General features: G+C 65.7%; 12 protein-coding genes. 7 read left to right on the top strand and 5 right to left on the bottom strand.

Annotated elements, in window-relative coordinates; genetic code table 11:
* Positions 1-18 precede the first annotated feature (18 nt).
* Positions 19-1,683, bottom strand: a complete 1,665-nt coding sequence (locus JMY28_RS03415; RefSeq protein ID WP_201694480.1) for a YifB family Mg chelatase-like AAA ATPase — start codon at positions 1,681-1,683, stop codon at positions 19-21.
* 200 nt (positions 1,684-1,883) lie between these two features.
* Positions 1,884-2,141 carry an accessory factor UbiK family protein gene (locus JMY28_RS03410; RefSeq protein WP_028201802.1) on the bottom strand — a complete coding sequence of 86 codons (258 nt, stop codon included), beginning with the start codon at positions 2,139-2,141 and terminating at the stop codon, positions 1,884-1,886.
* A 528-nt stretch (positions 2,142-2,669) separates the two neighbouring features.
* Between JMY28_RS03410 and JMY28_RS03405 the strand changes: the two genes are divergently transcribed.
* The 7 genes from JMY28_RS03405 (at position 2,670) to ptsP (ending at position 10,704) form a co-directional block, all read left to right on the top strand.
* Entirely contained in the window at positions 2,670-3,008 is a 339-nt protein-coding gene (locus JMY28_RS03405) for a P-II family nitrogen regulator (RefSeq protein ID WP_028201804.1), read from the top strand.
* Between the two features lie 52 nt (positions 3,009-3,060).
* A complete protein-coding gene (locus tag JMY28_RS03400; RefSeq protein ID WP_201694479.1) occupies positions 3,061-4,563 on the top strand; it encodes an ammonium transporter in 1,503 nt (500 codons plus the stop codon).
* A gap of 403 nt (positions 4,564-4,966) precedes the next feature.
* Positions 4,967-6,256, top strand: a complete 1,290-nt coding sequence (gshA, locus tag JMY28_RS03395; protein WP_201694478.1) for a glutamate--cysteine ligase — start codon at positions 4,967-4,969, stop codon at positions 6,254-6,256.
* Between the two features lie 135 nt (positions 6,257-6,391).
* Positions 6,392-7,345, top strand: a complete 954-nt coding sequence (gene gshB / locus JMY28_RS03390; protein WP_201694477.1) for a glutathione synthase — start codon at positions 6,392-6,394, stop codon at positions 7,343-7,345.
* A gap of 454 nt (positions 7,346-7,799) precedes the next feature.
* Positions 7,800-8,396, top strand: a complete 597-nt coding sequence (locus JMY28_RS03385) for a PTS sugar transporter subunit IIA (RefSeq protein ID WP_201694476.1) — start codon at positions 7,800-7,802, stop codon at positions 8,394-8,396.
* Between the two features lie 85 nt (positions 8,397-8,481).
* Positions 8,482-8,751 carry an HPr family phosphocarrier protein gene (locus JMY28_RS03380; protein ID WP_201694475.1) on the top strand — a complete coding sequence of 90 codons (270 nt, stop codon included), beginning with the start codon at positions 8,482-8,484 and terminating at the stop codon, positions 8,749-8,751.
* A 213-nt stretch (positions 8,752-8,964) separates the two neighbouring features.
* Entirely contained in the window at positions 8,965-10,704 is a 1,740-nt protein-coding gene (gene ptsP, locus JMY28_RS03375) for a phosphoenolpyruvate--protein phosphotransferase (RefSeq protein WP_201694474.1), read from the top strand.
* Between the two features lie 81 nt (positions 10,705-10,785).
* Here the strand turns inward: ptsP and JMY28_RS03370 are convergent, their stop codons facing one another.
* The 3 genes from JMY28_RS03370 to gpmA form a co-directional block, all read right to left on the bottom strand.
* Positions 10,786-11,547 (bottom strand): HesA/MoeB/ThiF family protein, encoded by a 762-nt coding sequence (locus JMY28_RS03370; RefSeq protein WP_201694473.1) that lies wholly within the window; start codon positions 11,545-11,547, stop codon positions 10,786-10,788.
* 177 nt (positions 11,548-11,724) lie between these two features.
* On the bottom strand, positions 11,725-13,317 hold the full coding sequence (locus JMY28_RS03365) for a S41 family peptidase (protein WP_201694472.1): 1,593 nt from the start codon (positions 13,315-13,317) through the stop codon (positions 11,725-11,727).
* 392 nt (positions 13,318-13,709) lie between these two features.
* Positions 13,710-14,459 carry a 2,3-diphosphoglycerate-dependent phosphoglycerate mutase gene (gpmA, locus tag JMY28_RS03360; RefSeq protein ID WP_201694471.1) on the bottom strand — a complete coding sequence of 250 codons (750 nt, stop codon included), beginning with the start codon at positions 14,457-14,459 and terminating at the stop codon, positions 13,710-13,712.
* Between the last annotated feature and the right edge of the window lie 32 nt (positions 14,460-14,491).

Here is a 14,491-nt window from a genome sequence, read left to right as displayed (position 1 = left end):
AACTCGCGCGGCGCCTGGCTAACGCTCGGCAAAAACGCGCCGGTACTGCACGGCCTCCGCCACGTGCGCGGCTTCGGGCATGGGCGCGCCGGCGAGATCGGCAATCGTGCGCGCGACCTTGAGCACCCGGTAGTGCGCGCGCGCCGACCAGCCGAAGCGCTCGCCCGCTTCGCCCAGCAGCGCAACACCTGCGGCGTCCGGCTGGCAGACCGCGTCGGTTTCCCGGCCGGTCAACTCGCGATTGGTTGTGCCCTGGCGCGCCAACTGACGGTCGCGCGCCGCCTGTACGCGCTCGGCGATCGCGGCGCTCGGTTCGGCACTCGTGCTGGCGCGAGCGGCCAGTTCGGCGGGCGGCAGCGCGGGAATCTCGATCTGGATGTCGATGCGGTCCAACAGCGGCCCCGAGAGCTTGCGCAAATAGCGCGCGGCGCTTTCGGGCGTGCAGCGGCAGCGCCCTGCGGGGTCGCCGCGCCAGCCGCACGGACAGGGGTTCATCGCGGCAACCAGTTGACACGCGGCCGGGAAGTCGGTTTGCCACGCGGCGCGCGAAATCGTGATCGAGCCCGCTTCGAGCGGCTCGCGCAGCGTTTCGAGCACGTGGCGGTCGAACTCGGGCAGCTCATCGAGGAATAGGACGCCTAAGTGCGCAAGCGTGATCTCGCCCGGTTGCGGCGGATTGCGCCCGCCGATCAGCGCGGCTGCGCTCGACGAGTGATGCGGCGCGCGAAACGGCCGCTGCCGCCACTGCTGCGGGGTGAAGCCGATCGCGCTGGCCGAGAGCAGGGCGGCGGAGGCTAGCGCTTCATCGTCGGTCATGAGGGGCAGGAGTCCGGGCAGGCGCGCGGCGAGCATCGACTTGCCAGCGCCTGGCGGCCCGACCATCAACAGATGATGACCGCCGGCTGCGGCGACTTCGAGCGCGCGGCGCGCGCCGCGCTGACCCACCACGTCGGCCATATCGAGGGGAGCGGCGGTGGGTGCGGCGTCGAGGGCGCTCGCACGCACGGGTGCGAGGCGCGCTTCGGGATCGGCGCCCGCAAGGTGCGCGCAGAGCGAGCGCAGGTCTGCCGCGCCGTACACCGCGACACCCGGCACGAGCGCCGCTTCGACCGCGTTTTGTGCGGGCAGATAAAGCTCGGGCATGGCTGAGCGCTCGCGCGGCGCATAGGCGAGCGCGAGCTTTGCTTCGTCAGTCTCAGTATCAGGAATCCGAAGGATGTCGCTTTCGGCTATGGCGTCGTGACTGGACGTTACCTCATCGTCAGCACGCGCTGTGCCCTCCTTATGCGCGCGGGCGGTGCCGCATGCCATGGCGAACGCACCGCGCATCGGCCGCACGGCGCCGGTGAGCGAAAGCTCGCCCGCGAACTCGCGGTGCGCGAGCGCCGCAGCCGGAAGCTGCCCGCTCGCCGCGAGAATGCCCAGCGCGATCGGGAGATCGAAGCGGCCTGATTCCTTGGGCAAATCAGCGGGCGCGAGGTTGACGGTAATGCGCCTCACCGGGAAATCGAAGCCGCAGTTCGAGAGCGCGGCGCGCACGCGTTCGCGGCTTTCGCGCACTTCGAGATCGGGCAGCCCAACAATGGAAAACGACGGCAGCCCGTTGGCGAGATGGACTTCTACGGTGACTTCGGGCGCGCGGCCAGCAGCCGGCGCGCGGCTGCGCACCACGGCAAGCGACATGGGATTCTCCGGAAGGCTCGCATGCGGGAGTGGCGCGCGCTTAGTACGTCAATGCGTACGGACTTCGCGCGCCATGCATGCGCCAGGCTGGTGAGGCGTATGCCCCTTTACGGTTCCATTGCGATCACGCTACGGATCGCTTGCGGCGCTGCGGCCGTGGTGCCACACCTAATTGCGCACAGGAATGCGCAACAAAATGATCAGGATGACTGGCTAGTCACCGGCAGCTTTTGCTCGAGTTCGGCCACTCGGCGCTCGAGTTCTTCGAGGCGCTGGCGCGTGCGCACGAGCACCTGCGTTTGCGCGTCGAATTCCTCGCGCGTGACAAGGTCAAGCTTCGAAAAGCCTTGCGACAACATTGCGCGCACATTGCGTTCGACATCGCGCGCCGGCGAGTTCTTGAGCAGATCGCTCACGCGTGACTGCAGATCATTGAATACATCGTTTGGTTGCTTCATTCGATTCCCCTTCGCTGCACAAGAAATGTGCAAGTTTTGTTTCGCCTGTGCCCCGCGACGAACCGTGATCGATCTTGGTGCGAACTCGCAGGGCCACGGCCAAGTGCGCGCGCGACTGGTGCGCGCCGCCGGCCCGTGTGCGTCGCGCTGTGGCGCGGCGGGCCACTTCCAGCCGCTATACGGCTCCCAGCGCGGCAGCGATGCCTGAGAACACTGTAGCAACGTTCCCCCCGCCCCGCCACCGCGCGCGCCTCACGCTGGCCGTTCGGCCAGGGCCTTGCGCGCCGCGCCCCTCAAGGCGCGGACCGGCATTGTCCACGGCTTTGGGCGTGCTTGCATCGAAGTCCATCAGATCGGCTTTGCAGACGGGCGCAGCAGATTGGCACGGGTGTTGCTACTACTGCCCCGCGCACCGAACGACGGTTGGCTCACGGTGCGCCAACGACGCGGTGAAGCATCATGCGCCGCTCGCAAGGCGCCCGTTGCAGAAGCAAACAAAGGAATGAAGCAAACCACAGCGAGGACTACATGAAACTGATTACAGCAATCATCAAGCCGTTCAAGCTCGATGAGGCGCGCGAAGCCCTTTCGGCGATCGGCGTTTCGGGGATCACGGTGACGGAGGTGAAGGGCTTCGGTCGCCAGAAGGGGCACACGGAGCTGTACCGCGGCGCGGAGTATGTCGTGGACTTCCTGCCGAAGGTGAAGATCGAAGCCGCCGTGGCCGACGACATCGTCGAGCAGGCCATCGAGGCGGTCGAACGCGCGGCCCGCACGGGCAAGATCGGCGACGGCAAGATTTTCGTCACGCCGATCGAACAAGTGATCCGCATCCGCACCGGCGAGACCGGCGCCGATGCGCTGTAAAGCCCCCAGTAAGGCCTAAAGAGACCGAGACAAGAGGAAAGAGGAAACCGAGATGCGCAAACTTTTGATGTCCCTGATGATGGCTGGCTCGCTGCTGGCCGGCGGCGTCGGCGCCGCGCTGGCGGACGACGCATCCGCACCCGCTGCGGCTTCCGCGCCGGCTACCAGCGCTTCGGCGCCTGACGCTTCGGCGGCCGCACCGGCTTCGGCCCCCGCGGCTGACGCCAACGCAAGCGCCCCGGCAGCCGCCGCAGCAAGCGCCCCCGCAGATGCATCGGCTGCTGCCGCAGCCGCCGCGCCCGCCGCACCGACCGCGCCGTTCTCGGTCGATTCGTCGAAGATCAACTCGGGCGACACCGCGTGGATGCTGACCTCCACCGCGCTCGTGCTGTTCATGACGATTCCGGGCCTCGCGCTCTTCTACGGCGGCATGGTCCGCAAGAAGAACGTGCTTGCCACGCTCATGCAGAGCTTCGCGATCACCTGCGTGGTCACGGTGATCTGGACGGTGGTGGGCTACTCGATCGCGTTCACGCCGGGCGGCTCGTTCATAGGCGGCTTCTCGCGCATCTTCCTTGAGGGTATGAACTACATCAAGGGCGACAAGGCGACGACGCTCACCGTGAGCCACCTCGCGCCGACCATCCCCGAGACCGTGTACTTCGTCTATCAGATGACGTTCGCGATCATCACGCCGGCGCTGATCACCGGTGCGTTTGCCGACCGCATGAAGTTCTCGGCGATGCTCGTGTTCATGTCGCTGTGGTCGGTCATCGTCTACTCGCCGATCGCACACATGGTCTGGGAACCGACCGGCTGGCTCGCCAGCGCCGGCATCCTCGACTTCGCGGGCGGCACGGTCGTGCACATCAACGCCGGTATCGCGGGTCTGGTGTGCTGCCTCGTGCTCGGCAAGCGGGTTGGCTACGGCCGCGAAGTGATGGCTCCGCATAACCTCACGCTCACGCTGATGGGCGCGGCGATGCTGTGGGTCGGCTGGTTCGGCTTCAACGCGGGTTCGGCAGTCGCGGCTGACGGCCGTGCGGGCTTCGCGATGCTCACGACGCAAATCGCCACCGCCTGCGCTGCGCTCGGCTGGATGTTCGCCGAGTGGATCGCCAAGGGCAAGCCTTCGGTGCTCGGCATCGCTTCGGGTGCAGTGGCAGGTCTCGTGGCAATCACGCCGGCTTCGGGCTTCGTCGGTGTGCTGGGCGCGATCGTGATTGGTGTGGTGGCGGGCGTGGTCTGCTTCTGGTCGGCTACGTGGCTCAAGCACAAGTTCAACTACGACGACTCGCTCGACGCGTTCGGCGTGCACGGCATCGGCGGCATCATCGGTGCGATTCTGACCGGCGTGTTCGCGGTGAAGGACATCGGCGGCGCGGACGGCAGCGTCATCCTGCAAGCCAAGGGCGTGCTCACGACCCTCATCTACAGCGGCGTGGTGAGCTTCGTCCTGCTGAAGGTGATCGACATGGTGATGGGCCTGCGCGTTTCGGAAGAAGACGAGCGAGAAGGTCTCGACGTGGTTCTGCATGGCGAGCGCGTGGAATAAGCGCGCCGTTCTTGAAGGTTTGATCTAGCAGGGCAGCAAGCAGCGACCTGGGCCCGCCTTTTCGGCGGGCCCTTTTCTTTATTTGCCTTATGCGGCGGGTGCGAGGTTTGCGCGTGCCGGTCAACGCGCGGGGAATAAGCGTCCCGCCCGCGCGTTCGCATAGTGCCCCTTCAATCCGTGTGCCCAATTGCGCCGGGCGGCGCGAGCGGTCCAGAATGGATATCCGGCGTGAATATCCGCGCGGATGGAACCGGCGATTGACCCTACGCTGATTGAGGGAATTGAAGCGGGGATTCAAGCGGGGATTCATGAGGGCAATCCCGTCTTGCAACTGGCGCAATCGTCCCCAGATAAACGACCGGTTTCCCTACAATCAAAGCATTTCGTCTGCGAGTTACGCCTTATGGTCCCGCATCTGGTTACGGCGTTGAATGGCCCGCTCCTCGAACTGGAGCAGCGCATCCTCGACGCGACGCCGGCCATCGAGCGCTGGTTCCGCCTTGAATGGCAGGAGCACACGCCGCCGTTCTACTGCTCGGTCGACCTGCGCAACGCCGGTTTCAAGCTCGCGCCCGTCGATACCAACCTTTTTCCCGGCGCTTTTCACTGCCTGCCGCAGGAAGTGCTGCCGCTCGCCGTGCAGGCGGCCATGGCCGCCATCGAAAAGATCTGCCCGGACGCCAAGAACCTGCTCGTGATTCCGGAGATGCACACGCGCAACGCGTTCTATCTGGAGAACGTCGCGCGCCTCGCGACGATCATGCGTCAGGCGGGCCTGAACGTGCGCTTCGGCACGCTCGACGAAACCATCGCCGGGCCCGTGACGATTTCGCTCGCGGACGGCCAGAAGATCGTGCTAGAACCGCTCGAGCGTTCGCAGCGGCGCCTGGGTCTGAAGAACTTCGACCCGTGCTCCATCCTGCTGAACAACGATCTTTCAGGCGGCATTCCGCCGGTGCTCGAAAACCTGCATGAGCAATACCTGCTGCCGCCGCTGCATGCAGGCTGGGCGGTGCGCCGCAAGTCCACGCACTTCTCCTGCTATGACGACGTGGCGAAGAAGTTCGCAAAGATGGTGGGCGTGGACCCGTGGATGATCAATCCGTACTTCGCGCACGTGGAAGGCGTGGACTTCGAGGCGCGCACGGGCGAGGAGCAGCTCGCCACCGCCATCGACGCCGTGCTCAAGAAGATCGCGAAGAAGTATCGCGAGTACGGCATCACCGAAAGGCCGTACGTCGTCATCAAGTCCGATGCCGGCACGGATGGCCGCGGCGTGATGACGGTGCACGACGCCTCCGAGGTCGCCGCACTCACGAAGCGCGAACGTGCGAAGATGTCGGCCACGAAGGACGGGCTTGAAGTGCGCGATGTGATCGTGCAGGAAGGCGTCTACACGTTCGAGCATATCGGCGACGAAGTAGCCGAGCCGGTCGTGTACATGATCGACCGCTACGTGGTGGGCGGCTTCTACCGCGCGCACGGCAGCCGCGAGCGCGACCAGAACCTGAACGCGCCGGGCATGCACTTCGTGCCGCTCGGCTTCGAGCACACGGCGCTGCCGGACACGCGAGCGAAAGCGGGCGCGGCGCCGCCGAACCGCTTTTACATGTACGGCGTGGTGGCGCGGCTCGGGTTGCTGGCGGCGTCGGTCGAGCTGGAGAAGACCGACCCCGAGGCGATCCAGGTCTGATCCAGCCGTCATCATTCACACCATTGAACGCAGCGCCCGCCACCGTGCGGGCGTTGCCGTCATGAAAGCAGACACCACATCGGGCGCCATACCAGGCGTCAAGCAGCGACAAGACAGGGACAAGGCAGAGACGATATGGACATTCTCTTCATCGCCGATCCGCTCGAGCGGTTCAAGATCTACAAGGACTCGACCTACGCGATGATGGCCGAGGCCGCGAAGCGCGGCCACACGCTCTTCGCGTGCGAGCCGCAACATCTCGCATGGGTGAACGGCCAGGTCGAAGCCGACGTGCGGCGCTTCACGATCGTCGGCGATACGGCGGATCTGCATCGCGAAACCTGGTTCGACGCCTCGGCGGATTCGCGCGCGCTCACGGGCTTCGACGCCGTCGTCATGCGCAAGGACCCGCCGTTCGACATGGAGTACGTGACCTCCACGTGGCTGCTGGAGATCGCCGAGCGCGCGGGCGCGAAGATCTTCAACAAGCCGCAGTCGATTCGCGATCACTCGGAAAAGCTCGCCATCGGCGAATTTCCGCAGTTCGTCGCGCCCACGCTCGTCACTCGCAGCGCGGCGCGCCTGCGCAAGTTCCACGAAGAGCATCAGGACGTGATCTTGAAGCCGCTCGACGGCATGGGCGGTATGGGCGTGTTCCGCGTGAAGGCGGACGGCATGAACCTCGGCTCGATCATCGAGATGCTGAGCCATGACGGCGCGCGCAGCGTGATGGCGCAGAAGTTCATCCCCGAGATCAAGGCCGGCGACAAGCGCATTCTGCTGATCGGCGGCGAGCCGGTGCCGTATTCGCTCGCACGCATTCCTCAGGGCAATGAAGTGCGCGGCAATCTGGCGGCGGGCGGACTTGGCGTCGCGCAGCCGCTCACCGCACGCGATATGGAAATCGCGAAAGCGCTCGGCCCGACGCTCGCAGCACGCGGCCTGCTGCTCGTAGGGCTCGATGCCATCGGCGACTGGCTCACCGAGGTCAATGTCACGAGCCCGACGTGTTTCCGCGAAATCATGGAGCAGACGGGCTTCGACGTGGCCGCCATGTTCATCGACGCGCTGGAGCGCGCGGCGGCCTAAGGTGGGTCTGCCGGGTTTGCTCCGCTGACTTTGGCCCCGAAATTGGCCTGGGCTCATTTGAAGCCCGCACCTGGAGCGCGGACTTGAAAGCCGCATGTATGGCGGCATCTGGCGGTTGTGGGCGCCTTGCAGGGCTGGCGCTCCATCAGGACCTTGGCTGGCGGGCAGTTTCGGACCACGAAAGGTTGCGTACGCGCCTGGCGCTTGTGAGTAGCGCGCGACATCTGTCGCGACTGTGAGCAGAACCGCCTCGCGTGCGCGAAAATGACCCTGCTACAATGCCGCGAGCCCGCGTTCCGGGCTGGCATGCCGGCGTCGTATAGACGATCTGGCTGCCGCGCGGCGCGTGTTCCGACCCTGCGAGCCCACGGCTGGCCGCAGGCTCGGCGCTGCAGGACGCGATCTACGAATCGTCCGGGCATCAACCTGAGCCGTTTTTTGCAGTCAAGCTCACATGGCAGGGATTCTGATCATTGCGCACGCACCGCTCGCCACCGCGCTACGCGAGTGCATCGCGCATATCTATGGCGGTTGTCCGGCGCGTATCGGCGCGCTCGACGTGCTCCCCGACAGCGACCCGGCTGAAGTGGTCGCCAAGGCAAATTCGGAGATCGAGCGCTTGCGCGAGGACAACGGCGCGCTCGTGTTGACCGACATGTTCGGCGCCACGCCCTCGAACATCGCGGCGCGCCTCGCCACGGTGCCCGAGGTGCGCGTGCTGGCCGGCGTGAACCTGCCGATGCTGGTGCGCGCCGTGTGCTACCGCGCGACACCGCTCGACACGCTCGTTGAAAAGGCGCTCGCCGGCGCGAGCAAGGGCGTCCAGACCATCGGGCCGACCATGCCGCCCGCCGCGGCCGCGGCGAGCGAATGCGGCTGCCCGCCCACGCCCTGTGCCGAAGGCGCTGCTGACGTGACAAAGCACACCGCGAGTCAGGTCGCAAATCAGGCCGCAGGCGAGAGCGCAAGTCAGCCGGCCGCCGCAACGCGGAGCGCGGCTTGCACAGGCGGCGTCGCGGCGGGCGTATTCAGGCCGGCTGGCACCACCTGAACTAGCGGCGCGGCACCGAAAGCCAAAAACAAGGCACACCCAAAGACCCCAGTCACACTTCCACACACTGCGTCCGGATCGACCTATGCTGCAACAAGAAACGACCATCGTGAATAAACTCGGCCTGCACGCGCGGGCGTCGGCGAAGCTGACGCAGCTCGCAGGCAACTATCAGGCGGAAATCTGGATGAGCCGCAACGGCCGCCGCATCAACGCCAAGAGCATCATGGGGGTCATGATGCTGGCGGCAGGCATTGGCAGCACGGTGGTGATCGAAACCGAGGGCCCGGACGAGGCCGACGCCATGGGCGCGCTGCTCAAGCTGATCGCCGACAAGTTTGGCGAAGGTCAGTAAGACGCGCGCGGTGGTTGCGCGTTGCCCGGAACGCCGCGGTTTGCCGCGGCGTTTTCATTTGTGCGCCGGGGACTGCTGCAGAAGGCCGCAGTAAGGCGCGAACAGGCGTGCATGGTCACATTTGGCCGCGCTGGAATTTATAATCATCGCCGGGGTCTGAGAGAGCGCATTGCAGCGGTTTGCCGCAGCATCAAATAACCAGAGGAGGTGCGCGTGCCGTTCACGCTGCATGGAATTCCCGTATCACGCGGTATCGCCATCGGGCGAGCGTATCTGATCGCCCCGGCTGCGCTCGACGTCGACCACTACCTCATCGAGCCCGCGCAGATCGAAGACGAAATCGAGCGCTTTCGCACGGCGCTGCAGGCCGTGGAGAAGGAACTCGAGGCGCTGCGCGCCGACCTCGCCGCCGACGCCCCTTCCGAAATGGGCGCGTTCATCGGCGTTCACCTCATGATCCTGAACGACGTGATGCTCGTGCAGGAGACCATCGACCTCATCCGCACGCGCCGCTTCAATGTGGAGTGGGCGCTTACCGAACAGCTCGAACGCCTCTCGCGCCACTTCGACGACGTGGAGGACGAATACCTGCGCGAGCGCAAAGCCGATATCGAGCAGGTCGTGGAGCGCGTGCTGAAGTCGCTTGCGGGCGCCATGCCGCCCTCGCTGCACGGCGGCTGCGACGAGATGATCGTGGTCGCGCACGACATCGCGCCTGCCGACATGCTGCAGTTCAAAGGGCAAACCTTCCAGGGCTTCGTCACCGATCTGGGCGGGCGTACCTCGCATACGGCGATCGTGGCGCGCAGTCTGGGCATTCCGGCGGCTGTAGGCATGCAGCAGGCGAGCGCGCTGATCCGTCAGGACGATCTCATCATCGTCGACGGCGACCATGGCATCGTGATCGTCGATCCCGCGCCCATCGTGCTGGAGGAGTACACCTACCGGCAAAGCGAGATGGCGCTCGAGCGGCGCAAACTCCAGCGCCTGAAGTTCTCGCCCACGCAAACGCTGTGCGGCGCGAAGATCCAGCTCTACGCGAACATCGAGCTGCCCGACGACGCGCAGGCCGCGCTCGACTCGGGCGCGACGGGCGTGGGTCTCTTTCGCACCGAGTTCCTGTTCATGAACCACAAGCATCACTTGCCGGAGGAGGACGAGCAGTTCGCGGCCTACCGCCGCGCGGTGGAGCTCATGAATGGGCTGCCCGTGACGATCCGCACGATCGATGTGGGCGCGGACAAGCCGCTCGACTCGATGAGCGGCGGCGACGGCTACGAGACGGCGGCGAACCCCGCGCTCGGCCTGCGTGCGATCCGCTGGAGCCTTTCCGAGCCGCAGATGTTCCTCACGCAATTGCGCGCGATCCTGCGCGCCTCGGCGTTTGGCTCGGTCAAGATCCTGATTCCGATGCTCGCGCACGCGCAGCAGATCGACCAGACGCTGGATCTGATCCGCGAGGCGAAGCGCCAGCTCGACGACGCCGGATACGCCTACGACCCGAACGTCCAGGTCGGGGCGATGATCGAGATCCCGGCGGCGGCGCTCGCGCTGCCGATGTTCCTGCGCCGTCTCGACTTCCTGTCGATCGGCACCAACGACCTGATCCAGTACGCGCTCGCCATCGACCGGGCCGACAACGCGGTGGCCGACCTGTACGACCCGCTGCATCCGGCCGTGCTGCTGCTGATCGCGCATACGCTGCGCGAGGCGAAGCGCGCGGGCGTGCCGGTTTCGGTGTGCGGGGAAATGGCGGGCGATCCGGCGTACACGCGCTTGCTGCTCGGCATGGGGCTCACCGAGTTTTCGATGCATCCGAGCCAGTTGCTCGTGGTGAAGCAGGAGATCCTGCGCTCGCAGCTCAAGACGCTGGAAAAGCCGGTGTCGGAAGTGCTGGCCGCTTACGAGCCCGAGGAGTTGCAGGCGGCGCTGCAGCGTGTGGCGCAAGCCTGAACCTCTCCACGCGCGTACACGCGCAAAGGCAAAAAGCCCCGGCATGTCCGGGGCTTTTTTGTGTTCTGGTTCGCGCGCGCTTCAAGCGTGCCCGTGCCGCTCGCCGCACACCGGGCAATCGCGCTGCCGCGCCACGCGCATCGTGTTCCACTCCATGCGCAGCGAGTCGAGCATCATGAGCCGCCCGACGAGCGGCGTGCCGATGCCGCCAATGACGCGCAGCGCCTCGGCCGCCTGCATCGCGCCGATGATGCCCACCGTGGGCGCGAACACGCCCATCGTCGAGCACGCCACTTCCTCGAAGGGTTGATCTTCGGGAAACACGCAGGCGTAGCACGGCGAGGCGTCGTCGCGAAAGTCGAACGTGCTGATCTGCCCGTCGAAACGCAGCGCCGCACCCGAGACGAGCGGCACGCCGTGCTTCACACACGCGCGGTTGATGGCGTGACGCGTGGCGAAGTTGTCGGTGCAGTCGAGCACGACAGTCGCGCCCGGCACGTGCGCGTCGAGCCACGCATCGTCGATGCGCGTTTGCAGCGCGTTCACCTTCACCTCGGGATTCAGGCGCGCGATGGCGTCGCGGCCCGACTCAGCCTTCGCGCGGCCCACCGACGCCGTCTCGTGCATGATCTGCCGCTGCAGGTTGGTGAGATCGACGGTGTCGTTGTCGACGAGCGTGAGCGTGCCGACGCCCGAGGCCGCGAGATACATCGCCGCGGGCGACCCGAGGCCACCCGCGCCCACGACGATCGCATGCGCGTCTAGAAAGCGCTGCTGCGCCTCGATGCCGATCTCGTCGACGAGGATATGGCGGGAATAGCGAAGGAGTTGGTCGTCGTTCATCGCGATGCGCTTGCTCAGTGGCGCTGCGATGGACCTCGAGAGCCTGAGTGGCCCTGAATGGGGGAGCACGCGCCGGGGAAATACAGTGCCGTTATTGTAACGACGCCAGCGGCTGGAGGAGGGGCGGCCTCGCGACCGGCGCACAAGACGCGCGGGTCGCGAGGCGGGTACAGCGTGTTACTTGGCCGGCGCCGAGGCCGGTGCGGGAGCCGAACCACCAGCCGGGGCCGAAGCGCCCGGCGCCATGATGAGGGCGCCCGGCTTCACGGCGATCGGCGCGGACGCCGAGGTCGGCGGCTTCTGCTGCGCGAGGCGGCGCTCCATCGGCGACTTCGACTCGGTCACCGGCTTGCCCTGGAGCTTGTTCAGGGCCTGCTGGAGCATGAAGTCATCGGTGGAACCGAACTCGACCGGCTTGCGCTCGCGTTCCTTCTGGCGCTGCTCCGGCGTCTTCTTGTCGTTCTGCTCTTCGAGCTGGCGCAGCATGTCCATGCGCTCTTGCTCGCGCACTTCCTGCTCCTTCTTCTCGTCCGGGTCCTGCGTGTTGGCGAGGTGGTTCTGGTAGTCCACTTCGCGCGTGACGAGTGCGTCGTCCGGATCGCCGTCGGAGTACTGGTCGACCGCGATGTCAGGACGGATGCCCTTGTTCTGGATCGAGCGGCCGCTCGGCGTGTAGTAGTACGCCGTGGTCAGGCGCAGCGCCGTGTCGGCCGTCATCGGGCGCACGGTCTGCACCGAGCCCTTGCCGAACGTCGTCTTGCCGACGATCAGCGCACGCTTGGAGTCCTGCAGCGCGCCCGCCACGATTTCCGAAGCCGACGCCGAGTAGGCGTTGGTCAGCACGATCATCGGCACGGTCTTGAACTCGGCCGCTTCGCCCTTGAGCGGGTCGCCGTCGAACGACGGCAGGCGGTAGTTCTCGTAGGTGTCGCGGTAGACCTGCTTCGAGTCGGGGATCTGGCCATTCGTCGAGACGACGACCGAATCCGGCGGCAGGAACGCGCCCGCCACGCCCACGGCGCTTTGCAGCAGGCCGCCGCCGTTGTTGCGCAGGTCGAGGATGATGCCCTTGAGGTTAGGCTCCTGGCGCGCGATGTCTTGCAGCTTCTGGGCGAGGTCAGGGACCGTGCGCTCCTGGAAGCTCGTGACGCGGATGTACGCGTAGCCCGGCGCGAGGATCTTCGACTTCACGCTCTGCACCTTGATGATGGCGCGCGTGATGGTGAGCGGGAAGGTGCGATCGTCGGTCTTGCGGAAGATCGTGAGCGTGACCTTGGTGCCCGGGTCGCCGCGCATCTGCTTGACGGCCTGGTCGAGCGTCATGCCGCGCACCGGCTTGTCGTTGATGCGCGTGATGAGGTCGCCCGGACGAATGCCGGCGCGGTACGCGGGCGTGTCTTCAATCGGCGAGATGACCTTGATCAGCCCGTCTTCCGACGAGATCTCGATACCGAGGCCCGCGAAACGACCCTTGGTCTGTTCCTGGAGCTCCTGGTAATCGGTCTTGTCGAGATACGACGAGTGCGGATCGAGGCTCGACACCATGCCCTTGATGGCGGCGGTGAGGAGCTTCTTGTCGTCCACCGGCACGACATACTCATGCTTGATTTGACCGAACACTTCGGCGAAGAGCCTCAGCTGGTCGAGCGGCAGCGGTTCGACGACCGTCTGCGTGGTTTGCTGCGCCTCGGCGGAAATCTGCAGGGTGGCAAATACGCCGGTTGCGAGGCCAGCGGCGATCAGGCCGATGTTTTTCAGGTTCTTTCGCATAGAGTATGTTGCGTGCGGTCGGAAAGGCGCGTGGCAGCGTCTATTGGAAAAGCGACGGACAAGTATAACTGCACACCCGCCGTGGCTGTGTATAAGGCGCGTACGATGGGACTAAGACAGTGCAGCCGCCGCCTGGTTCGCAAACCGTGTGCCGCAAATTCGGTTCTGGCGCGATGCTGGCAGCGCGCTGGCAATCTTGCCAGCCAGGACCAAAAAAGCGGAAAAGGGGAATGTGCAACGAATTGCGGCGGCCGGCGATTGACACGCGAAGCCGCGACTCGCGCGAGGCTGGTGGTCACCGTCCAGGGCCAGCCGCCGCCCCGTCGGAGCGGCGGCTGCCTGAATGACCAGGGCACGGCCAGGATGCGGCCGATGACGGGAAGCGCGAACCCTTAGCCCGACTTCTTGCCCTGGTTCGCAACAGCGGCCTGCGCCTTCGCGATCGCTTCGGCGTCGCCCAGATAGTAGTGCTTGATGGGCTTGAGGTTCTCGTCCAGCTCATAGACGAGCGGCACGCCGTTCGGGATGTTCAGGCCGACGATGTCGTCGTCCGAGATGTTGTCGAGGTACTTCACGAGCGCTCGGATCGAGTTGCCGTGCGCGGCGATCACCACTTTCTTGCCCGCCTTGATGGCCGGTGCGATCGACTCGTTCCAGATCGGCATTACGCGCGCGACCGTGTCCTTCAGGCACTCGGTGAGCGGCAGTTCTTCGCGCGGCACCTTGGCGTAGCGCGGGTCGTTATACGCCGTGCGCGAGTCGGTCGGCTCGAGCGCGGGCGGCGGCGTGTCGTAGCTGCGGCGCCAGACGAGCACCTGCTCGTCGCCGAACTTCGCGGCAGTTTCGGCCTTGTTCAGACCCGAAAGCGCGCCGTAGTGACGTTCGTTCAGGCGCCACGAGTGGACCACGGGCAGATACATCTGGTCCATCTGGTCCTGCACGTGCCAGAGCGTGCGGATCGCGCGCTTGAGCACCGAGGTGTAGGCGATGTCGAACGTGTAGCCGGACTCCTTGAGCAGCTGGCCCGCCTGCTGCGCTTCGCGGTTGCCCTGCTCGGTGAGGTCGACGTCCACCCAGCCGGTGAAGCGGTTTTCCTTGTTCCACGTCGATTCGCCGTGGCGGATGAGTACGAGTTTGTACATGAGGATGCCGGTCGGTAGTGAAGGAAGCGGTA

The sequence above is a fragment of the Paraburkholderia hiiakae genome (assembly GCF_904848665.1).
GTDB lineage: Bacteria > Pseudomonadota > Gammaproteobacteria > Burkholderiales > Burkholderiaceae > Paraburkholderia > Paraburkholderia hiiakae.
This window is presented reverse-complemented; position numbering and strand designations above follow the sequence as displayed.

What these genes read in the sequence shown, in the direction of transcription:
- JMY28_RS03415 (WP_201694480.1), bottom strand. Translation starts at nt 1,683, where the DNA reads ATGTCGCTTGCCGTGGTGCGCAGCCGCGCGCCGGCTGCTGGCCGCGCG.
- JMY28_RS03410 (WP_028201802.1), bottom strand. Translation starts at nt 2,141, where the DNA reads ATGAAGCAACCAAACGATGTATTCAATGATCTGCAGTCACGCGTGAGC.
- JMY28_RS03405 (WP_028201804.1), top strand. Translation starts at nt 2,670, where the DNA reads ATGAAACTGATTACAGCAATCATCAAGCCGTTCAAGCTCGATGAGGCG.
- JMY28_RS03400 (WP_201694479.1), top strand. Translation starts at nt 3,061, where the DNA reads ATGCGCAAACTTTTGATGTCCCTGATGATGGCTGGCTCGCTGCTGGCC.
- gshA (WP_201694478.1), top strand. Translation starts at nt 4,967, where the DNA reads ATGGTCCCGCATCTGGTTACGGCGTTGAATGGCCCGCTCCTCGAACTG.
- gshB (WP_201694477.1), top strand. Translation starts at nt 6,392, where the DNA reads ATGGACATTCTCTTCATCGCCGATCCGCTCGAGCGGTTCAAGATCTAC.
- JMY28_RS03385 (WP_201694476.1), top strand. Translation starts at nt 7,800, where the DNA reads ATGGCAGGGATTCTGATCATTGCGCACGCACCGCTCGCCACCGCGCTA.
- JMY28_RS03380 (WP_201694475.1), top strand. Translation starts at nt 8,482, where the DNA reads ATGCTGCAACAAGAAACGACCATCGTGAATAAACTCGGCCTGCACGCG.
- JMY28_RS03370 (WP_201694473.1), bottom strand. Translation starts at nt 11,547, where the DNA reads ATGAACGACGACCAACTCCTTCGCTATTCCCGCCATATCCTCGTCGAC.
- JMY28_RS03365 (WP_201694472.1), bottom strand. Translation starts at nt 13,317, where the DNA reads ATGCGAAAGAACCTGAAAAACATCGGCCTGATCGCCGCTGGCCTCGCA.
- gpmA (WP_201694471.1), bottom strand. Translation starts at nt 14,459, where the DNA reads ATGTACAAACTCGTACTCATCCGCCACGGCGAATCGACGTGGAACAAG.